Source organism: Streptomyces sp. RLB3-17 (genome assembly GCF_007113425.2).
Taxonomy (GTDB): Bacteria; Actinomycetota; Actinomycetes; order Streptomycetales; family Streptomycetaceae; genus Streptomyces; species Streptomyces mirabilis_D.
Genome location: NZ_CP041610.2, coordinates 10,539,908 through 10,560,197, shown reverse-complemented (window position 1 = coordinate 10,560,197; position 20,290 = coordinate 10,539,908). Strand labels below are relative to the sequence as shown.

General features: G+C 71.4%; 21 protein-coding genes and 1 pseudogene. 9 read left to right on the top strand and 13 right to left on the bottom strand.

The window, feature by feature from the left end; translation table 11 throughout:
* Positions 1–23: 23 nt before the first annotated feature.
* Together FNV62_RS47560 and FNV62_RS47555 are read right to left on the bottom strand one after the other, a co-directional pair.
* Positions 24–410, bottom strand: coding sequence for a PPOX class F420-dependent oxidoreductase (locus FNV62_RS47560; protein ID WP_099919007.1), 387 nt, complete (start codon positions 408–410; stop codon positions 24–26).
* Between the two features lie 44 nt (positions 411–454).
* Positions 455–1,093 (bottom strand): HAD family acid phosphatase, encoded by a 639-nt coding sequence (locus tag FNV62_RS47555; protein ID WP_054236522.1) that lies wholly within the window; start codon positions 1,091–1,093, stop codon positions 455–457.
* A 230-nt stretch (positions 1,094–1,323) separates the two neighbouring features.
* Between FNV62_RS47555 and FNV62_RS47550 the strand changes: the two genes are divergently transcribed.
* Positions 1,324–2,670, top strand: coding sequence for an NAD(P)/FAD-dependent oxidoreductase (locus FNV62_RS47550; RefSeq protein WP_054236523.1), 1,347 nt, complete (start codon positions 1,324–1,326; stop codon positions 2,668–2,670).
* Between the two features lie 15 nt (positions 2,671–2,685).
* Here the strand turns inward: FNV62_RS47550 and FNV62_RS47545 are convergent, their stop codons facing one another.
* A complete protein-coding gene (locus FNV62_RS47545; RefSeq protein ID WP_054236524.1) occupies positions 2,686–3,447 on the bottom strand; it encodes a type 1 glutamine amidotransferase domain-containing protein in 762 nt (253 codons plus the stop codon).
* A gap of 136 nt (positions 3,448–3,583) precedes the next feature.
* On the opposite strand from FNV62_RS47545, the gene FNV62_RS47540 reads away from it, so the two are divergent.
* Both FNV62_RS47540 and FNV62_RS47535 read left to right on the top strand, forming a co-directional pair.
* Complete coding sequence (locus FNV62_RS47540) at positions 3,584–4,414, top strand: SAM-dependent methyltransferase (RefSeq protein WP_143610401.1); 831 nt, start codon at positions 3,584–3,586, stop codon at positions 4,412–4,414.
* Positions 4,415–4,529: 115 nt separating this feature from the next.
* Entirely contained in the window at positions 4,530–5,912 is a 1,383-nt protein-coding gene (locus tag FNV62_RS47535; protein ID WP_054236526.1) for a S1 family peptidase, read from the top strand.
* Positions 5,913–6,003: 91 nt separating this feature from the next.
* On the opposite strand, the gene FNV62_RS47530 is transcribed toward FNV62_RS47535, so the two are convergent.
* A complete protein-coding gene (locus FNV62_RS47530) occupies positions 6,004–6,192 on the bottom strand; it encodes a hypothetical protein (RefSeq protein WP_060896602.1) in 189 nt (62 codons plus the stop codon).
* 103 nt (positions 6,193–6,295) lie between these two features.
* Positions 6,296–7,468, bottom strand: a complete 1,173-nt coding sequence (locus FNV62_RS47525; RefSeq protein WP_143629679.1) for an ROK family transcriptional regulator — start codon at positions 7,466–7,468, stop codon at positions 6,296–6,298.
* A gap of 184 nt (positions 7,469–7,652) precedes the next feature.
* Between FNV62_RS47525 and FNV62_RS47520 the strand changes: the two genes are divergently transcribed.
* Complete coding sequence (locus FNV62_RS47520; RefSeq protein ID WP_143610399.1) at positions 7,653–8,855, top strand: Gfo/Idh/MocA family protein; 1,203 nt, start codon at positions 7,653–7,655, stop codon at positions 8,853–8,855.
* 25 nt (positions 8,856–8,880) lie between these two features.
* Here the strand turns inward: FNV62_RS47520 and FNV62_RS47515 are convergent, their stop codons facing one another.
* On the bottom strand, positions 8,881–9,576 hold the full coding sequence (locus FNV62_RS47515) for a L,D-transpeptidase family protein (protein ID WP_060896594.1): 696 nt from the start codon (positions 9,574–9,576) through the stop codon (positions 8,881–8,883).
* Positions 9,577–9,757: 181 nt separating this feature from the next.
* Between FNV62_RS47515 and FNV62_RS47510 the strand changes: the two are divergent.
* A pseudogene (locus FNV62_RS47510) lies at positions 9,758–11,176 on the top strand (pyridoxal phosphate-dependent decarboxylase family protein).
* On the opposite strand, the gene FNV62_RS47505 reads toward FNV62_RS47510, so the two are convergent.
* Positions 11,142–11,918, bottom strand: a complete 777-nt coding sequence (locus FNV62_RS47505; RefSeq protein ID WP_143604287.1) for an SDR family NAD(P)-dependent oxidoreductase — start codon at positions 11,916–11,918, stop codon at positions 11,142–11,144. The pseudogene FNV62_RS47510 and the gene FNV62_RS47505 overlap by 35 nt on opposite strands.
* 18 nt (positions 11,919–11,936) lie before the next feature.
* Here FNV62_RS47505 and FNV62_RS47500 point away from each other — a divergent pair, with 18 nt between their 5' ends.
* On the top strand, positions 11,937–12,473 hold the full coding sequence (locus tag FNV62_RS47500; RefSeq protein WP_143610397.1) for a hypothetical protein: 537 nt from the start codon (positions 11,937–11,939) through the stop codon (positions 12,471–12,473).
* Between the two features lie 2 nt (positions 12,474–12,475).
* Here the strand turns inward: FNV62_RS47500 and FNV62_RS47495 are convergent, their stop codons facing one another.
* From FNV62_RS47495 to FNV62_RS47475, 5 genes are all read right to left on the bottom strand, one after another.
* Positions 12,476–13,390 carry an SDR family oxidoreductase gene (locus FNV62_RS47495; RefSeq protein WP_143629677.1) on the bottom strand — a complete coding sequence of 305 codons (915 nt, stop codon included), beginning with the start codon at positions 13,388–13,390 and terminating at the stop codon, positions 12,476–12,478.
* Between the two features lie 123 nt (positions 13,391–13,513).
* Positions 13,514–14,143, bottom strand: coding sequence for an MBL fold metallo-hydrolase (locus tag FNV62_RS47490; protein WP_054236533.1), 630 nt, complete (start codon positions 14,141–14,143; stop codon positions 13,514–13,516).
* On the bottom strand, positions 14,143–15,228 hold the full coding sequence (locus FNV62_RS47485; protein WP_054236534.1) for an S-(hydroxymethyl)mycothiol dehydrogenase: 1,086 nt from the start codon (positions 15,226–15,228) through the stop codon (positions 14,143–14,145). The genes FNV62_RS47490 and FNV62_RS47485 overlap by 1 nt, the downstream gene beginning before the upstream one ends.
* Before the next feature lie 31 nt (positions 15,229–15,259).
* Positions 15,260–15,589, bottom strand: coding sequence for a glycosyltransferase (locus tag FNV62_RS57285; RefSeq protein ID WP_240361415.1), 330 nt, complete (start codon positions 15,587–15,589; stop codon positions 15,260–15,262).
* A 417-nt stretch (positions 15,590–16,006) separates the two neighbouring features.
* Entirely contained in the window at positions 16,007–16,180 is a 174-nt protein-coding gene (locus tag FNV62_RS47475; RefSeq protein WP_164331872.1) for a hypothetical protein, read from the bottom strand.
* 295 nt (positions 16,181–16,475) lie between these two features.
* Between FNV62_RS47475 and FNV62_RS47470 the strand changes: the two genes are divergently transcribed.
* The 3 genes from FNV62_RS47470 (at position 16,476) to FNV62_RS47460 (ending at position 19,959) form a co-directional block, all read left to right on the top strand.
* Complete coding sequence (locus tag FNV62_RS47470; RefSeq protein WP_097289442.1) at positions 16,476–17,615, top strand: inorganic phosphate transporter; 1,140 nt, start codon at positions 16,476–16,478, stop codon at positions 17,613–17,615.
* Between the two features lie 45 nt (positions 17,616–17,660).
* Entirely contained in the window at positions 17,661–17,897 is a 237-nt protein-coding gene (locus FNV62_RS47465) for a hypothetical protein (protein WP_143629675.1), read from the top strand.
* Positions 17,898–18,051: 154 nt separating this feature from the next.
* Entirely contained in the window at positions 18,052–19,959 is a 1,908-nt protein-coding gene (locus FNV62_RS47460) for an SMI1/KNR4 family protein (protein WP_143629672.1), read from the top strand.
* Between the two features lie 48 nt (positions 19,960–20,007).
* Here the strand turns inward: FNV62_RS47460 and FNV62_RS47455 are convergent, their stop codons facing one another.
* The gene (locus FNV62_RS47455) at positions 20,008–20,154 is read right to left on the bottom strand and encodes a hypothetical protein (protein ID WP_164331871.1); all 147 of its coding nucleotides are present in this window, start codon (positions 20,152–20,154) and stop codon (positions 20,008–20,010) included.
* Positions 20,155–20,290 lie beyond the last annotated feature (136 nt).

Below are 20,290 nucleotides of genomic sequence, written 5' to 3'. Positions count from 1 at the left end.
GTGGCCGGGCCCCCACCCCCTCCTCACGTGGTCAGGGAGATGCGAATCCCGACCGTGCCGTCCGTGCCCCGCCGCAGACGGCTGCCGAAGAGGGTGAGACGGCCGAGGATGCCGTACTTTCCGGCGATCAGCCGGCGGTAGCGCGCGGTGGCGGCCGGGTCGAGGATCTCCGCCGTGGCGGGGACCTGCTCGCCGGTCGGATTGCCGCGCACGTCGCACGGACCCACCAGGACGTCGGCCCGGTTGCGGATCCGCTTCACCTTCCAGGAGTCCGCGCTGGTCCAGGCGCCGAGGGCCGCACCGTCCCGGACCACCCACACGGGCGTCGCCACCCCCGTACCGTTCTTGCGGTAGCTCGTGATCAGCAGGAACTTGCTTGAAGCGAGCGCGTCCAGTTTCGTCTCGTCCATGCGGGGAGTCTAAGCAGTCACGGCCGGGAGTCCAGGCCGCCCGTTCAGGACAGCTGGCCGTTGTAGTCCGGCAGCTTGAACGTGCGCTCGGCGTGGCCGCCGACAAGGTCGGAGTCGTTGTTGCCGACGTTGGCGATGATCGTGTAGCCCCGCGACTCGATCTCCGCGCGCTTGCTGGTCTTGTAGGCGCTGACCTCTTCGAACAGATCTGGCAGGTCGCGCGTGTAGAGACCGGAGACCGGGTAGCCGACGCTCGTCAGGTTCCACTCCGTCAAGGAGGAGATGATGCCCGGACGTGCGCTGATGAAGAAGATGTCGACGCCGCGGGAGCGCGCGTAGCGGGCGAGGTCGAGCGAGGGCTTGACCGCCGGGGTCGGCAGTTCGTACCACGGGTGGAAGTCCGTCTCCAGCGTGGTGTTGTCGATGTCGAACACGAGGGCCAGCTTCTGCCCGGCGGCGTTCGCGGTGCGCTGTTCCACGTAGGGCCGTGCCTGGTCGATGACCGCCTTGACGTCGCTCTGCCAGGTGGCGTAGTCGACCGCGGCCGTCGCCGCCGTCGCGCTCACCGCCGTCTGGGCCGGAGCCGCGGCGGCGGTCCCCGCAGCGGTGGCCGTCCCCCCGATGCCCAGCGCCACGACCACCGAGACCGCGCCGATCCGGCGCCCCACACCGCGTCCTGTCATGCTCGTCCCCTTTTCATGTCGGAGCGGCGAGGTGCCTCGACCATCGCCGCTGGACAGATGATCGTGCCTAAGGATGTACAAGAAGGGAAGACGAAGTTACTGATCGGTAGAAGAACTCGTGGCCGCCGCCCTCCCCTCCGACTCGGGGTGGCACTTGGTGCCATCCCGTGTGAGCCTGGGCTGACGGGTGGCGGGCCACGATGTCTGGCACACGGAGAGAGGTAGCTGGGATGGACGCACCGAACATCGTGATCGTCGGCGGCGGGTTCGCCGGCGTCGAGTGCGCACGCGGACTCGAGCACGCCCTTCAGCCGGGTGACGCCCGGATCACCCTGGTCAGCCCCACCGACTACCAGCTCTATCTGCCACTGCTGCCGCACGTCGCCGCCGGTGTCGTCACCCCGCAGTCCGTGGCTCCCTCGCTGCGCCGGATCCTGCGCCGCACGACGTTCCTGCCCGGCGGGGTGATCGGCGTGGATCCCGCGTCCAAGAGGTGCGTCGTACGCAAGATCACGGGGGAGTTCGTCGATCTGTCGTACGACTACCTGCTGCTCACGCCGGGCAGCGTGACCCGCACCTTCGACATCCCCGGTCTCCTCGATGAGGCACGCGGGATGAAGACGCTCGCCCAGGCGGTGTATCTGCGTGACCATGTGATCGCCCAACTCGACCTGGCCGCAGCCACGTCGGACGAGGGCGAACGGGCGGCGCGACTGCAGTTCGTCGTGGTCGGCGGCGGATACGCGGGCGCCGAGACCGCGGCCTGTCTGCAGCGCCTGACCACCGCCGCGTCGAAGCGCTACCACCCGCGCCTGGATCCCGGGCTCATCAAGTGGCACCTGGTGGACGTCGCCCCCAAGCTGCTCCCGGAGCTCGGTGACAAGCTCGGCGCGAGTGCGCTGCGTCTGCTGAGCGAGCGCGGTGTGGAGATCTCCCTCAAGACGACCGTCGCCTCGGTCACGGAGGGCAAGATCACCCTCACGGACGGCCGGGTACTGCCGTCAAGGACACTGGTGTGGACGGCCGGTGTCGCGGCGAGTCCGCTGGTCGACTCGCTGGGCGCGGAGACCGTACGCGGCCGGGTCCTCACCGAGGCGGACTTCAAGGTGCCAGGCCTGGACGGGGTGTTCGCGCTGGGCGACGCGGCCGCCGTGCCCGACCTGGCCAGGGCAGACGGTTCCTACTGTCCGCCGACCGCCCAGCACGCCGCCCGACAGGGCCGGCACGCGGCGAAGAACCTGTCGGCGCTGCTGCGGGGGCAGCCCACGACGCCGTACAAGCACAAGGACCTCGGCCTGGTCGTCGACCTCGGCGGCCACGACGCGGTGTCCAAGCCGCTCGGTATCGGTCTCAAGGGAGTGCCCGCACAGGTCGTGGCCCGTGGATACCACCTGTACGCGCTGCGCACGGGCTCGGCCCGGTTCCGTACGGCCGCCAACTGGTTCCTCAACGCGGTCGCGGGCGACGACTTCGTGCGCACCGGCTTCCTCGCCGACCGGAAGGGGACCCTGCGGGAATTCGAGCACACCGACACGTATCTGACGCCGGAGGAGGTCGCCGCCCGCCTGAGCCGTTAGGGCCTGTCCGGCGGATCACGCCGCCGACGCGGGGCTGCTCAGGAGGGCGAGGTAACGGCGGGCGAAGAGGTAGGCGTCACCCGGCCAGCGGGCCGAGAGATAGCGGCCGTCCTCGACGACGAACGCGTCCGTGTCGTCGGTGGCGGTGCCGCGCCGGGTCAGGGTGCGGGGGCCGCGTACGAACTGCGTTCCCGGATCGGCGAGGGCCGCCCTGACCTCGTCCTCGACGTACGCGGGATAGGTGCGGTAGTAGCGGCCGAGGCGCCAGGCGGTGGTGAAGTAGGCCGTGCGTTCCATGTATGCGGGCAGGCAGGTCGTGCGCCGGTCGGCCAGGAGGCTCCGGCCGGTGGTGAGGTCGCGGGCGCGGGCGAGCACCAGGACGCCGTGGCAGATCGCGCCGACGGGCCGTCCGAGGGCCCAGAAGCGGGCGATCTGCTGGTGAAGCGCCGTCGAGCCGAGGTACTGCCGCATGCCGGGTGCGTGTCCGCCGGGCAGCAACAGGCCGTCGTACCGCTCGATGTCGACCTCGGCCCAGGAGACAGTGGTGGTGAACTCTGATGACTTCGTGAGCTGCTCGTAGAACCGCCGGGGTTCCTCGGCGGCGCCCAGTTGGCCGAAGAGCACCCCCGTCAGCAGCCGTGGGTCCGCCGCCGGCCGGGTGCCCGCGCGCTCGGTGGCGAGCACCACCTCGTGCCCCGCATCGGTGAGGATCCGCCAGGGAACGGCCACTTCAGTGACGTCGAAGTCGCGGTCGGGGACCGGCATCAGCACACGCATGCGCCCATCATGGCAGGCCCCGGGGTTGCCGCCGGTACGGCCGGCAGGAGAGTGACAACTTCCCTTTTCCAATGGCTTGTTGACGCCTACATTGCCGTTGACACGTCATCACAGGAAATGCCCAGGAGCTGATTCCGTGCCCGAGAACCCGGCCGCCTCGGAACTCCCCGCCGAGGGGGTGCTCAGCCGGATCATCACGACCCGCCCGCACACGGCCCGGATCTGGAACTACTGGCTCGGCGGCGGCGACTACTACGAGGTCGACCGGGCGGCCGGCGAGCGGATCCGCCAACTGCACCCGGGCATCGGCGACTACGCGCGGGCGGACCGGCTGTTCCTGGGACGCGCCGTACGCCATCTGGTCACCGAGTGCGGAATACGCCAGTTCCTCGACATAGGCACCGGCCTGCCGACCGCGGACAACACGCACGAGGTGGCGCAGCGGCTCGCACCGGACGCCCGGATCGTCTACGTCGACAACGACCCGCTGGTCCTGGCGCACGCCCGCGCCCTGCTCACCAGTGCCCCCGAGGGTCGCACCGACCATCTCGACGAGGACCTGCGCAATGTGGACGCCATCCTCGAACGCGCCGCGAGGACACTGGACCTGAGCGAGCCGGTCGGGCTGATGCTGCTCGGGGTCGTCATCTTCATCGGCGACGACGCGGAGGCGTACGACATCGTGCGCCGGCTGCTGGAGGGGCTGCCCTCGGGGAGCCATCTGGTCCTCTCGCACACGATCACCAGCCCGGCGATGCCTGACGTGGACGCCGCCGTCTCCTACTGGAACCAGCACGGCACCCCCTGGATCACCCAGCGCACCCCCGAGGCGGTCGCCCGGTTCTTCGACGGTCTCGATCTCCTGGAGCCCGGTGTCGTCTCCTGTTCACGCTGGCGTCCGCAGCCGACGGACGGGGACGAACCGGTGGAGGTGGCCATGTTCGGCGGGGTGGGCCACAAACCCTGAACCGGAGAACGGCCGGGGGTGAACGCGAGGGCACGGGCGCACGTATGGAAGGAGGGCTCACGACCGGAGCCCCGGCGGCGTCGACGCCGCACCGTACGGCTTCGGGAGCCCATGCATGAGGCACGCACGACGACGGATCGTCCGACGAGGGACGCGACTCGCGGCCGTCGGCGGGGTCCTCTGCGGAGGGTTGATGGTGACGCACGCCATGGCGAGCGAGCCGTCCGCCGCGTCACGTGCCCCCCAGAGCGCCACCCTGGCCGCCGCGGGCAAGGGCGCGGGGCTGGTGTCGACCCTCGGCACCTCGCGTACGGCGGGCAGTTGGATCGCCGCCGACGGGCGCCCCGTGGTCGCGGTGACCGACTCGGCCGCGGCGGCCGAGGTGCAGAAGGCGGGCGCCCGCCCCAAGGTCGTGAGCCACAGCATGGAGGACCTCAAGTCCGTGACGAAGGCGCTGAAGGCGGCGCCACGGGTCGCGGGCACCGCCTGGGCCATGGACTACGTCCACAACGAGGTGGTGGTGCAGGCCGACCGCACCGTGTCCGCCTCCGACTGGTCCCGGATGAAGAAGCTCGCCGCGAGCATGGGCAGTTCGGTCCGCATGGAGCGGACCGAGGGCACCTTCACCACACGGCTCAACGCCGCCCTGCCGATGTTCTCGACCGGCGGGCGCTGTTCGGCGGGCTACAACGTGACCAACGGGCGCAACGAGTTCATCCTCACGGCCGGGCACTGCGGGCCGGCCGGGTCCGTCTGGTTCGGTGACAACCAGGGCGCCAAGCAGCTGGGGCAGACGGTCACCACGGCGTTCCCCGGCAGCGACTTCTCCCTCATCCAGTACAACAACGGCCAGAACGACACCGGGAACAACATCGTGTCCATCGGGGGCGGCAAGGGCGTCCAGATCATCGGAACCGCCGATCCGACGGTCGGCCAGCGGGTCTTCCGCAGCGGCAGCACCAGTGGACTCCACGACGGTCAGGTGAAGGCGCTCAACGCGACGGTCAACTACCCCGAGGGCACCGTGACCGGTCTGATCGAGACCAACGTGTGCGCCGAACCGGGCGACAGCGGCGGTCCGTTGTTCTCGGAGGGCATCGCGCTCGGCGTGACCTCGGGGGGCAACGGGGACTGCACCGCGGGCGGTACGACGTTCTTCCAGCCGATCACCAAGGCGCTCACGGCGCTCGGGGTGAAACTGACCGGACCGGGAGCGGCCGCCCAGGGCGCGGCGGGAGCCACCGCCCAGTCCTCCCCCGCCCCCGCCTCCTCGCAGGGTGCGGCCGTCGTACCGGGATCCGCCGCGCCCGGCTCGGTCCAGGCGGTCGGGTCGGGCGCCTCCGAGCCGCTGCTCACCCGCCTCACGGACCCGCAGAACATCGGTCCGGGGCTGCTGGTCATCGCCGGCAGCATCATCGCGCTGGTCGCCACGCGGTACATCCGTACGGAACAGGATCGCAACCGCTACCGGCGGCAGTACTCGCAGAGTTGGGGCTGAGGCGGGGACGGCGGACGAGGAGACGGGGCGCAGACTCCCAACGAGGAGTCACGCCCCGTTCGTCACGGGCCCGCTGGGCGGCCGAGCGGGTTCACGCCGCCTGTGTGGGCGACTGCGGGGCGGCTTCCGCCCACTCCAGGACGAGCCGCTGGTACTCCCGCCGCTCCTCCATGCTCAGCGTCCCACCGGCCCGGAACCACAGGGCCCGGATCTCCTCGTTGACATCGGCGGCGGACCGCACGGAGTCGGTTTCAGGAGTGGTGGACATGGTGTGAAGCATACGGGCCTTGGCGTGAAGGCGCTGTGAGTAAAGGTACACCTTACGACAATACGGACCGTGAACCTGATCACTCGTCCGACGTGGGATCACCCCCCGCACCTGCTCACCTCCTCTCCCCCGCCCCCAGCACCAGCACCTGAATGGCCAGCACCGCGGCCCCGCGCGCCCAGTCGTGGAAGTCGGAGACCTTCGTCTCCAGATGGACCGGATCGGCCTGCGGGTGGCGGTGTGTGAGGATCGTCTCCTCGACGACCGGGCCCGCCACGTCGACGAGTCCGACGCCCTCTCCGGCGAGCAGGATCTTCTGCGGCATGGCGAAGTTGGCGATCTGTGCGACGAGGGTGCCGAGCGCGCGGGCCGCCTCGTCGAGGACGCGGGCCGGCAGCGGGTCACCCGCCGCGGCACGGGCGAGGATCTCCTCATAGGTCAGGTCCTCGCCGGTGGCGGCACCGACCTGGTAGCGGATGCTGGGGATGGTCAGCAGGGAGATGGCGCTGCCGCGTTCCCCTTCGGGGGTGAGGGGGCCGTACGGGTTCACGATCCAGCGGCGGCCCACGCCCCGCCCGTCCTCGACGGAGGCGACCCGGCTGCCGCCGAGGACGAGGCCGTAGCCGATCCCGGCGCCGATGGTGAGGACCACGAAGCGGTCGAGTCCACGACCGGCGCCGAACCAGGTCTCGGCCTCCACGAGGGCGGCGACGTCGTTCTCGACGACCACCGCCAACCCGGTGCGCGATGCGACGAGTTCGGCCAGCGGGACGTCCGTCCAACCGAGGAAGGCCGACTCGGCGACGACCGATCGTCTCTCGACACGGCCGCCGACTCCGATGCCGATTCCGGCCGGCTCGGGAAAGGACCGGGTGAGTTCCTCGGTCATCTCCGCCAGCAGGTCGGCGACTTCGGCCGGGGTGTGGGTGGTGAGCGGGCGGTCGTGACGCGCCACGATGTCGCTGCGCAGGGTGGTGACGACGCCGTAGACCATGTCCTCGGTGATCTTGAATCCGATGAAGGAGCGGGACTCGGCGACGATGTCCAGGGGTTGTGAGGGACGCCCCTGCCGTACCTCCGCGCTCTCCCCCTCCCCCGACTCGGCGGCCTCGATCAGCAGGCCGGACTCGATCAGCGGTTTGGTCAGCCGGGTGAGGCTGCCCGCCGACAGGTTCAGGCGGCGCGCGATCTCGCTGCGCGACAGCGGCCCGTGCACGAGCACCTCGATCGCCACCGCACGCTCACCCGGACTCAGCGGCAGCCAGCCGGCGGCGGCATGTGTGGTCATGAGGGTCGGACTCCCACAAGATTTTATTTCGCCTCGGAATTAATGACATCACTCTATGGCGCGACAGTTCGCCGGAAAAGATGCGTACAGGACTCTTGACGCCTTGATTGTTCCGCATCAAAAGTAAATGAGTCCAGGACGAGCCCGACCCGTGAAGTCTCCACCAGTGAAGGATGTTGCTCAGATGACGTTCTCTCTCGGCATCGTCGGCGCCGGCCAGTTCTCCGGCCAGTTCGCGAAGCTGTTCCTCGCCCACCCCGGCGTCGCCGATGTCCACGTCACCGATCTGCTCCCCGAGCGGGCGGAGGAACTGGTGGCCGCCGAAGGGCTGTCGGGCACCTTCCCCTCGTACGAGGCGATGCTGGAGTCGAAGGCGGTGGACGCCGTCGCGATCTTCACCCAGCGCTGGACCCACGGGCCGCTGGTGCTCCAAGGACTCCGGGCGGGCAAGCACGTGTACTCCGCGGTGCCGATGGCCATCACCCGGGACGAGATCGCCGCGATCATCGACGCGGTGCGGGCGACCGGACTGACGTACATGATGGGCGAGACCAGCCAGTACAACCCGGCGACGGTCCACGCCCGCAACCAGATCGCCGAGGGCGCCTTCGGGCGGCTGTTCTACGCCGAGGGAGACTACGTCCACGACATGGATCTCGGGTTCTACGAGGCCTACCAGTACAGCGGCGGCGAGAACTGGAAGGCGACCGCCAGCTATCCCCCGCTCCTGTACCCGACGCACTCGGTGGGCGGGGTGCTCGGCGCCTGGCGGACGCACGCGGTGAGCGTGTCGGCCATCGGAGTGCGCGACGAGCGCGGGGACGGGGTGTTCGACAAGGAGGTCAGCCAGTTCGGCAACGACTTCTCCAACGCGACGGCGCTGTTCGAGGTGGCGGGCGGCGGCTCGTTCCGTACGAACGAGTTCCGGCGGGTCGGATATCCCTCGCACATCCGGGAGTCCCGCTTCCGGTTCTTCGGGACCGACGCCAGCATGGAACAGCTCGCCACGGTGAGCTTCTGGCAGGACAAGAAGGGGGTGCGGGACATCACGGAACTCCTTGAGCCCAAGCCGACGCTGGCGCCGGACGATCCCTCGCTCCAGCACATCGCGCCGGCTCTGCGGGCCGCGTTCACGTCCGGGTCGGCGCCCGTGCACGACCGGGCGCGGCTCCCCCGGGAGTTCGACCACCTGCACAACGGGCACGAGGGCAGCCACCACTTCCTGGTGGACGACTTCGTGACCGCGGTCAACACCCGGACGCTGCCGTCGGTGAACGCGTGGGTCGCAGCCCGCTACACCCTGCCGGGCATCGTCGCGCACGAGTCCGCGCGGCAGGGCGGGGTCAGGCTGGAGATCCCGGACTTCGGGGACGCGCCCGGGGCGTGAGGTCCCCGGGCGGGGCCGGGTGCCGTCAGGTGCCCGGCTTGCGGCCGTACACGAAGACGTCGTCGCCGGTCTTCAGCAGCGACCAGTACTTCTTGGCGGTGGTCGTGGTCATGTTGACGCACCCGTGCGAGCCGGGCGGGTTCCACATGCTCAGGCCGACCGAGTGGAAGGCCTGGCCGCCGTCGAAGAACTGGCTGTAGGGCATGGGCACGTTGTAGATGTTCGAGACGTGGTCGATGTCCCGCCAGTAGATCTTCTTCAGACCGGTGCGGGTCTCGTACCCGTCGCGTCCCGTGCGGACCGGCACCGGACCGTAGACGAGCCTGCTGCCGTCCTGGATCCAGCTGAGCTGGAGCGTCAGGTTGACGCAGGCGATGCGGCCCTTGTTGACGGGACACTTGCCGTCCTTGTTGGGCTTGTTGCCGACGGCCTTCTGCTTGTTCATCAGGTCCATCACGCCCCAGGTGACGGACCCGGCGTAGCCCGCGTTCGGGGTGATGCCGTGCTTGGTCTGGAAGGCCTGGATCGCCTTGCAGTCGGCGGTGGACTGCCGGCCGTCGACCGGCCGGCCGAGGAACTTCTCCACCTGCTTCTGGTACGGGCCGGTCTGTGTCGTGCAGCTCGCGGCCTGCGCGGGCGCCGTGCCCAGCGCGAGCGTCAGCGGCGCGACCAGTCCGGTGATGCCCAGAGCGACGGCTCCCCGTCTGCGTATGTCCCCCATGTCAGGCCCTTCTGTCTGCGTGTTCCCGGGTGTTTCCCTCGTTCTCCGCCTGCTAGACCCGCGTCGGGGCACAGGCGTTGTACGGCTGTCCGGTCTGCGACGAAACGGTGACATCGGGAGCAGTCCAGTTACCCCGGATTGGACCAGGCTCCGGGTGCGGCGCCCGATCTACGCTGCCGCCATGCACCGCACACTCGCCGACGATCTCTCCCGGCTTCCCGAGCTCCTGCAGTCCGCCCGTGACTTCGCCGCCGGGGAGGTGGACGGGCTCGACGGGCGTCCCGTCGCCCACCCCGGCAAGGTGCCCGAGGCCGAGCCCCTGCCCGCCGAGGGGCACGGCGCGCAGGGGGCGCTGAGCCGGTTCGCCGAGCGCTGGGCGCCCGGATTCTCCGGTTCCGCGGGGCCCCGCTACCTCGGTTTCGTCACCGGCGGCGCGACGCCCGCCTCACTCACGGGCGACTGGCTGACCGGCGCGTACGACCAGAACGTGTCCGGTGGCGCCGGATCCTCGGCGAGCGCGCTGGAGCGGGAGACGGTGGGCTGGCTGCGCTAGCTGTTCGGACTGGGCGAGGCGCACAGCGGGGCGTTCGTGACCGGCGCGAGCGTCTCGAACACGGTCGGTCTGGCGATCGCGCGGGAGTGGCTCGGCGAGCGGCTGGGCGTGTCCGTGTCACGGGAGGGCGCCGCCGCGCTCGGACCGGTCGACGTCCTGTCCGGCTCCCCGCACTCCAGCGTCACCAAGGCGCTGTCGGTGCTCGGCATCGGCCGGGACCGGCTGCACACGGTGCCGGTGCTGCCCGGGAACCGTGAGGCCGTCGACGTCGAGCGGCTGGCCGCCGCCCTCGATGCGCTCGACGGGCGCCCGGCGGTCGTCGTGGCGAACGCCGGAACCGTGAACACCGTCGACTTCGACGATCTGCGGGCCATCGCCGCGCTCAAGGAGCGGTACGACTTCTGGCTGCACGTGGACGCGGCGTTCGGCGGCTTCGCCGCCCTGTCACCGTCGTACGCGCATCTCGTCGACGGGCTCGACGCGGCCGACTCCGTCTGTGTCGACCTGCACAAGTGGCTCAACGTCCCCTACGACGCGGCCGTGCAGTTCACGCGCCGCCGGGACCTCCAGGTCCGGGTCTTCCACAACGAGTCCCCGTACCTGGGCCTGCCGACCGACGACCCCGACTTCCTGCACCTCACACCGGAGAACTCGCGCCGGCTGCGGGCGCTCCCGGCGTGGTTCTCGCTGACGGCGTACGGACGCGAGGGGCATCGCGAGATCGTCGAGCGGAACATCGCGCTCGCCCAGCTGCTGGGCCAACGCATCACGGACGTACCGGAGTTGCGGCTGCTGGCGCCCGTACGGCTCAACGTCGTCTGCTTCACCCTCGCGGCCGAGCCCACGCGGGAGCGGGTGCACGCGCTGGCGGCGGCGGTCGAGGCCTCGGGCGAGGCCTACGTGACGCCGACCGTGTACGCGGGGACCCAGGGGCTGCGGGCCGCCTTCAGCAACTGGCGTACGACCGAGGCCGACACCGAGAGGGTGTTCTCCGTCCTGCGCTCGGCCGCCCTCACGGCCTCACCGCGCTCCGGAAAGCCGTGTTGACCGCGGTGAGGCCGCCGTCCACGCACAGCGTGGTCCCGGTGATCCATGCCGCGTCCCGGGAGGCGAGGAAGGCGACGGCGGCCGCGATGTCGTCCGGTTCGCCGACCCGTCCGAGCGGATAAATCCCCGACGCCTGGGCGAGATCGTCGTCGCGGCCCTCCCACGCCGGGGTGCGGACCGTGCCCGGCGCGACCAGGTTGACCCGCACACCACGGGGCGCCGCGTGCCCCGCGAGGGTGCGGGTGAGGGACATGAGGCCCGCCTTGGCCGCACTGTAGGCATGGTTGCCGAAGTCCTGGATGCCGTTCACCGAACCGATGTTGACGATGGCGCCCCGGCCCGAGGCCACCAGGTGCGGAAGGGCCGCGCGGCTGCAGCGGTACGCGCCGGTCAGGGTGACGTCGAGGTCACGGGCCCACACCTCGTCCGGTTCGTCCTCGAAGAGCGGCGCGTCGGGAGAGCATCCGTACGCGTTGTTGACCAGGACGTCGAGCGAGCCGAAGGAGTCCACGGCGTACGCGACGGCCGCCTCCACCGCCGCGCGGTCCCCCACGTCACACGCCAACTCCTCGGCCCGCTCCCCCAGTTCACGGATCGAGGCGGCCGTCTTCTCCGCCTCGGCCGGGTCGACGTCCGTGACGAGCACCCGGGCGCCCTCCTCGGCCAGCCGTCGGGCGGTGGCCGCGCCGATGCCGCGGGCCGCGCCCGTGATCAGAACTCCGTATCCTTCAAAGCGCCTCATGACAGATACCGTGCGCCCATGTCCGCGTTCATACAACAACTTCCGGCACTGATCGGCGTGGTCATCGGTGCGCTCGGCTCGTATCTGGCGATCGTGCGAGGCGATCGGGCCCGCTTCCGTCGGGAGCAGACGGCCCGATGGGAGGAACGGCGGCTCGCGGTGTACGCCGACTACGCGCGATCGCTCAAGAAGAGCGTCACTCTGACCTACCGGGTGGCGTCCCACCTGGGCAACGACCCGCACCCGCACCCCTTGTCCCCGGAGGAGGCCGAGCCGCTGCTGGCCGAGGCCACCCTCGCGCGGGATCCGTCCGGGGAGACGCTGATCCTCCTCGGCAGTCCGGAGGTGGTGGAGCGGGCCCGGGCGTGGGTGGTCGGGGTGATGGAGATGGAGCAGTTCCTGCGCGAGGGGACACGTGACCCACAGGCATGGCAGACCCTGTTGGAGCGACAGCGCGCCGGGCGCGAGGGCTACTACGCGGCCGTGCGGGCCGATCTGGCGCTGCCCCCGGGCCACTCCGCGCGCTGGCCGCTGTCGCCGGTGGGTCCCACCTGAGCTCACCGGTACCCCGTCACATCCGCCGGCCTGCCCGCGTCCTGGACCTCGACGAGATAACGCCAGGCGTCCGGCCTGCTGCCGTCGCGGTCGGTGAAGCCGTACTCCTTGGCCAGCTGCCCGCTGGAGAGCGAGCGTCCGTTCCAGCGCGCGACGTCCGGGTCGGCGGCCAGCGCGGCCACGGCACGGCCGACGTAGAAGGGCGTCTCGGAGATGGCGAAGTGCGGGACGCGCTCGAGGGCGTGCCGCCAGTTCTCCTCGCTGACGTCGAAGGTGTCGAGCATCATCTCCGAGCGCAGCCAGCCGGGGGTGAGCGCGAGGGCGGTGGCGCCGCGCGGGCCGAGTTCGTGGCCGAGGGAGAACGCCATGCGCAGGACGGACGCCTTGGCGAGGTCGTAGAAGAAGGAGACGCGGTAGGTGTCCCGGTTGTACTCGGCGGTGCCGTCGGTCATCTCGACGACGAGGCCGCCGGGGGTGCTCAGCAGCAGGGGCAGTGCGTGGTGGCTGGTGATCGCGTGCGTCTCGACGGCCCGGCGCAGCAGCCGTAGGCCCTGGTCGAGGTCGGTCTCCCAGAGTGGGGTGTCCCACGCGAAGTCCTTCTCGCCGCCCCAGACATCGTTGACGAGGAGGTCGAGGCGGCCCTGCTCGTCCGCGATGCGGGCGACCAGGGCCTCGACCTCGGCGGGGACCAGATGGTCGGTGGGCACCGCGATGCCGGCGCCTCCGGCCTCGGTGACCAGGTCCGCCGTGCCCTCGATCGTCTCGGGGCGGTCGTACTCGGAGCGCCGTTCGCGCGTGCTGCGTCCGGTGACGTAGACGGTGGCGCCGGCCGCGCCGAGCTCCACCGCGATTCCCCGGCCCGCTCCTCGGGTCGCTCCCGCGACCAGCGCGACCCTGCCGTCCAACGGCCCTGGCATGTCCGACCTCCGTGCTCGTGGCGTTCACGGGCTGCCTTCGCCCGTGTGTCCCCACGAGAGTCCCTCGGAAGCCGGACATCTCCTGTCGTGATTCGCTGGTGTGTCGCGACGGGACCGGCCCGGTCAGTGACCGCGCTTGATCCACTCCTCCAGATGCGGGGCCTCGGCACCGATCGTGGTCGAGTCCCCGTGCCCGGTGCGGACGACCGTGTCGGCCGGGAGGGTGAGCAGGCGCTCGCGGATCGACTCGACGATCGTCGGGAAGTGGGAGAAGGAGCGCCCGGTGGCACCGGGGCCGCCCTGGAAGAGCGTGTCACCGGTGAAGACGGTGCCCAGTCCCGGGTCGTAGAGGCAGACCGCGCCCGGGGCGTGGCCGGGCGTGTGCAGGACGGTCAGGTCCGCGCCGGCCGCCTCGATCACCTGCCCGTCCTGCAGCCAGGCGTCGGGGAGCCGGTCGGGGTGGGTCTGCTTCCACAGCTGCAGATCGTCGGGGTGGAGCCAGATCGTGGCGCCGGTGCGCTCGGCGAGGGCGGGCGCGGCGTCGATGTGGTCGTTGTGGGCGTGGGTGCACACGATGGCCAGCAGCCGCCGGTCGCCCACCGCCGCGGCGATGGCGTCGGCGTCGTGCGCGGCGTCGATGACGATCGCCTCGTGGTCGTCGCCGACGATCCACACGTTGTTCTCGACGTCCCAGGTGCCGCCGTCGAGCGAGAACGTGCCCGAGGTGACGAGGTGTTCGACCCGGGCGCTCATCACAGCACCACCACCGAACGCAGCACGTCACCGTGGTGCATCCGCTCGAAGGCGGCCTCGATCCCGTCGAGGGCGATCGTCTCGCTCACGAACGCGTCCAGGTCAAGTCGCCCCTGGAGGTGCAGGTCGATGAGCATCGGGAAGTCGCGGGAGGGCAGGCAGTCGCCGTACCAGGACGACTTGAGCGCGCCGCCGCGTCCGAAGACGTCGAGGAGCGGCAGTTCGAGCTTCATCTCGGGGGTGGGCACGCCGACGAGGACGACCGTGCCGGCCAGGTCGCGGGCGTAAAAAGCCTGCTTGTACGTCTCCGGGCGGCCGACCGCGTCGATGACGACGTCGGCCCCGAAACCGCCGGTGAGTCCCTGGATCGCCTCGACGGGGTCGGTCGAGGTGGAGTTGACGGTGTGGGTCGCGCCGAGCTTCGAGGCGGTGGTGAGCTTCCGGTCGTCGATGTCGACGGCGATGATCTTCGCGGCGCCGGCCAGCCGGGCGCCGGCGATCGCGGCGTTGCCGACGCCACCGCAGCCGATGACGGCGACGGAGTCCCCGCGGCCGACGTTGCCGGTGTTGAGGGCGGCGCCGATGCCCGCCATCACCCCGCAGCCGAGCAGACCGGCGACCGCCGGGGAGACCGCGGGGTCGACCTTGGTGCACTGTCCGGCGGCGACCAGGGTCTTGTCCGCGAAGGCGCCGATGCCCAGGGCCGGGGACAGTTCGGTGCCGTCCTTGAGCGTCATCTTCTGCTTGGCGTTGTGCGTGTTGAAGCAGTACCAGGGCCGCCCGCGCAGACAGGCCCGGCACTGCCCGCACACCGCACGCCAGTTGAGGACGACGAAGTCGCCGGGAGCCACGTCCGTGACGCCGTCGCCGACCGACTCCACGATCCCGGCCGCCTCGTGGCCGAGCAGGAAGGGGAAGTCGTCGTTGATGCCGCCCTGCTTGTAGTGCAGGTCGGTGTGGCAGACCCCGCACGCCTGGATCTTCACCACGGCCTCTCCCGGCCCCGGATCCGGCACGACGATGGTCTCGACGCGCACCGGTTCGTTCTTGCCCGGGGCGATCACGCCACGTACTTCCTGCGCCATGGTGGTGAACCCTTTCGTAGATCGACGTTCGTCAACCGACCCTACGGTGTGACCCACCGGTAACCGACCGGTAGAACGCCAGGTGGCATGCGGCCGCCTCGGTCCAGGTGTGGCGGGTGGCCGGCTCCCTGCCAAGGGCGGCGCGTACCGGATCGTCCGAGGTGAGGGCGTGGGCGAGCGTGGTGGCGAGGGCCTCCGGCGTGTCCGCGAAGCGGGCGGCGGGCCCGAAGACCTCACGCAGGACGGGCAGATCACGGACGACCAGCGGGACGCCCGCGGCGAGCGCCTCCATCGCGGCGAGTCCGAAGCCCTCCTTGAGGAACTTGAGGAAGGGGAACGCGAAGACGTCGGCCGCGGCCACGAGCGACGGCAGATCGGACTCCGGTACGGCGCCGAGGACGACCGGCTCGATCCCGAGTCCGACGACCCGGGGGCGTACACCTCGATGAGGTCGAGGGAGCCCTTGCGCTGCTCGATCCCGCCGACGGTCAGGACGTACGGGCCGAGGCGGGCGCGTCAGGCGGCGCGGGCGGCGGGATCGGTGGTCGCGCACCGTTCGTAAGCCACTCCGTTGGGGATGACGGCGGGGTCGAGGCCCCAGCCCGCGCGGAGTTCGTCCGCGACGGACCGCGCGACGCAGAGCGCTGCGTACGGCTCGACGACGGCCCGTTCGCGGCGGGTGGCCAGTTCGGGGGTGGTGAAGTGGTCGAGGTGGTGGACGGTGGGACGCAGGGGCCCGCCGCGTTGGCGGGACAGCGGGCCCCGCGAGCCGGGGGGCTCACACTGTGCTCCTGAGCGGGTCGAGGGTCGCGCCGATGGCGAGCACCGCGCCGGCCGGCCCCTCATGGACGACCACGAAGCCGCCGGTCGCCGTGCGCGGCTGGGACGGGTGGGACACGTGGAGGTACGCCTGGTCGCCGTGGGCCACGGCGTCCAGGGCCGGCGGCCCCACCTCGTCGAGCCCTTGCCCTGGAACTCGGGCAGGGCGGCGACGGGCGCACGGCGTGGCGGCCGAACTCGCGGCACGGCGTGGCGGCCGAACTCGCGCTGATCGGGAGGGTGGCGACGCTTCGCCCGGCGACCGGCCGTCGGCGATCGCGCGAGCGGCGCCGGGGCCGATGTGAGGCGTGACCCGGTCGCGGGCCCCCGGTCGCGGGCCCGGGAGGAGCCGCCTAGCGTGGAAGACGTCCGGGGCGGGGGACGGCACGGCGGACGTGGGGGCCGTCCTGTTCTTCGGAGGTCCCCCCGTGGGTACCGTCTCGTTCCTCCTCGTCGTGGTCGTCCTGACGGCCCTGGCCTTCGACTTCACCAACGGGTTCCACGACACGGCCAACTCGATGGCGACGTCGATCGCCACCGGGGCCCTGAGACCGCGCGTGGCCGTCGCCGTCGCGGGAGCGCTGAACCTGGCGGGCGCGTTCCTGTCCACGGAGGTCGCCAAGACCATCTCGGGCGGCATCGTGGACGACGCCAAGGTCTCCCTGGTGATGATCTTCGCCGGGCTGGTCGGCGCTCTCCTGTGGAACCTGCTGACCTGGCTCGCCGGGCTGCCGTCGAGTTCGTCGCACGCGCTGTTCGGCGGGCTGATCGGCGCGGTGTGGGTGGGCGCCGGCGGATCCGCGGTGCAGTTCGGGGCGATCGTCGAGATGATCCTGATCCCCGCCGTCGTCTCGCCGCTGGTCGCCTGTGTCGTGGCCCTGCTGGCGACCTACTTCGCGTACGTCATCACCCGGCGGACGGCGCCCGACCAGGCGCGGCGGGGATTCCGTCGGGGGCAGGTCGGTTCGGCGTCGCTGGTGGCGCTGGCCCACGGCACCAACGACGCGCAGAAGACCATGGGGGTCATCACCCTGGCCCTCATCTCGACCGGGGCGCTCGCCCATGACTCCGCGCCGCCGTGGTGGGTGGTACTCATCTCCGGAACGGCGATCGCGCTCGGCACGTACACGGGCGGGTGGCGCATCATCCGCACCATGGGCAAGGGGCTCACCGACATCGAGGCGCCTCAGGGCTTCGCGGCCGAGACCAGCGCGACGGCCGTGATTCTCGCCTCGTCCCACATGGGATTCCCCCTGTCGACCACGCAGGTGTGCACCGGCAGCATCCTGGGCGCGGGCCTGGGCCGCAGGCTGGCCCAGGTGCGGTGGGGCGTGGCCGGGCGCATCGCACTGTCCTGGCTGCTCACGCTGCCCGCGGCGGCGGCCGTCGGCGGCGCGGCGGCCTGGACCGCCGGCCACGGCACCGCGGGCGTGGCCCTGGTGGCCGCCGTCGCGGCCGCGGCGGCGGCCGGGTTCTGGGCCCTGTCGCGCCACCGGCCCGTAACTCCGGACAACGTCAACGAACTGCCCACCCGGTCGGCCGAGCCCGTGGCAGAGCCCGCGGCGTAAATGCCGACCGTCCCGTCCCGTCCGGCAGCGAAAGGAGGCGCGGCGATGGACATCCACTGGGCCGCCCTCGGTGGCGTGTTCGGTGTGAGCCTCGGGATCACGCTGCTCACGGTCGTACTGTTCTCCCTCGGTGTCGCCGCCCAGCCCCGTGGCGACGGCGGAGGCCACGGCGGAGAACGCTCCCGCGGCGCCAACCGGACGGCCACCGCGGCGGCACTGCTGTGCTTCGGCGCGTGCGTGGCGGTCGCCGTCTACGGGCTCACCCTGATCATCGGCGGCTGACATCCGTCGTGCCCGAGGCACCGTCCGTCGTGCCCGGGGCACCCGACGTGCCGGACCGGGTCGTCCACCCCTGCAGGCCCGAGGCCTGGCCCGCGGACCCGAAGTGCCCGAGACGGCCGGGGCGTTGTCAGTGGTGACCGGCAGGATCGCCGACATGACGGACCTCATGGACGACTGGCGGTCCTTCCTGGTGCGCTGGAGCCAGGAATGGGCAGACGCACAGGACCCCGACGCACCGGCGAGCGAGCGCCATGTGCGGGACGAGGAGCCTGTGCGTACGCGCTGGCTGGGGTTCCCGCCCGCGTCCGAGGAGCGCATCCGCGCCCTGGAGGAGCGGCTCGGGCACCGGCTGCCGCCCTCGTACCGGACGTTTCTGGCGGTGAGCGACGGCTGGCGGCACGCGGGCGGCTTCGTCTGGCTGCTCGCCGGTACCGACGCGGTGCGCCGGCACGAGGACGCGGCGGGCCTGGCCGAGTACTTTCCCGCGGATCCGGACGACGACCCCACGCCCGAGGACGTGTTGCTCGCCGGGATGTGGGAGCGGGCGTTGCAGCTGGACGTGGAGTCGGACGCGGTCTACGTGCTGCTGGACCCGGGGGACGTGGACGACGCCGGTGAGTGGGCGGTGTACTGCTACGCGTCGTGGCGCGCGAGTCCTCCGGAACGGTACGCGTCGTTCGGCGCGTTCATGGAGGCGATGTACCGCGAGTTTCACAGCCTGCAGGTCAGCCGCTCGAAGAGTGCGGGGACGGAGTTCGTCAACGCGACGACGAGGGCCCTGGACGCGTCCGTCGAGGCCGCGCGGCTGGACGCGCTGGGCGGGAGGTACGAGCGGGCCTCGGCGTCGCTGGCGGAGGCGATCGCGTACGGCAGGCCTCGGGCGACAGGGCTGCGCGACCAGATCCGCCGGTTGCTCGGGGAGACGTACCTGGTGTCTTTCGACGGGCTCACGGCCGACCCGCTGTACGCGCCGGAGTTTCTGGCCGTGCCGGCGGCCGAGGACGTGTGGCATCACCAGGACCGCCCGTCGTCGGCCCGCCACCTGGGGGGCGCCTCCGACGAGGTGCGCGAGGCGACGGACGAGATCCTGCGGCAGGTGGGGGACGGCACCTTCCGGTATACCGCCGAAGGCCCCTTCGGCCGTGCCGTGGAGGAGGCGCGGGAGCTGGCGCGCTGGGGCGACGGGGACTCGGCCTGGCGCATTCTGCGCGCCGCGCTGCCCGAGTGGCGGCCGATCGGCCCCGAGCACCTCGCGCCGGTCGGCCTGTGCGCCGACCCGCTCCTCGGCCCCTTGATCACCCCGGAGCGTGGCCGGGAACTGCTGGCCACACCCCGGGCGGGACAGCGGGGCGACACACCGGCTCCCGCGGCCGACCTGGATCCGCCGGGCCTGGCGTGGCTGGCGGAAGGCGATCCCGGTAACTTCCTGACGTCGTACCGCTTCGTCCTCGTGGAGTCGGTGGAGCCGGCCGAACTGCCCGGCCGTATCGGCGCCCCCGGCGACGCCGTGCTGAACGCGCCGACGACCTTGTGGGACTCGCGCACGCGTTTCCCCGGCAACGGCACCGTGACGTGGGAGGACGAGGCGCTGGCCGCCGTCGGCCGGGCGGGCCCCGGCTGGAGCTTCGCCTTCGAGGCGGCGCCGGTCGGGAGGTTCGACGAGCGGTGGTTCGTCTCCCCGGGCATCGCCGCTTCCCGGGGCACCCGTGCGGTGACGGTGTGGAGCGAGCCGAGCCGCGCCCACCGTCCCGGTGTCTTCCATCTGTCCGTCACGGAGGACGGCGAGGAGCGCTACGCGTTCACCGTTCGGGCGACCTCGGTGAGCGGACGGGGGTCCGTGCCGGCCGCGCTGGACCCGGACCGTCTCTTTCCGCGGGACGACGCGCACGCCGAGGGGCTGGGCGAGCGCCGTGCCCTGGAGGCCCTTGCCGCCGAGTTCGGCGTCCGGCTGCCCCGGTTCGCCCTCGGTCGGGGACGTCTCCACAGCTTCCGGACCCGGCCCTGGAACCGGCCGCCGGGCCCCGGCGAGGGCTATGTGACGTGGGGCGTGGTCCGCGCGTGACCCTGATGCCATACGCCGGTGGCCGAGGCGGGATGCCGGTCCACGAGGTCACGGGACGGTCCGCACGCGGCCAGGGTTGAAGCGGTGGGCAAGGGCGGCGGTGAGGGAGTCGCCGGCGCCCCGGGCGGTGCCGAGGATGCGGGCGCGGTGGCCGGTGCCGACGAGGGCCGTGCGGACAGGGGGAGTTCGGCCCATGGAGGGGGCCTTTTCCGGCGTCCGCGCGGGGCGTTCCCGTGACCCGATTCTTGTCCTGCTCGGGCACACCTCCCTGGCACAGGCAACCCACAGGTCCCGTTTCCCTTCCTTCGAGGCGCGAGGGGCTCCCGGTATC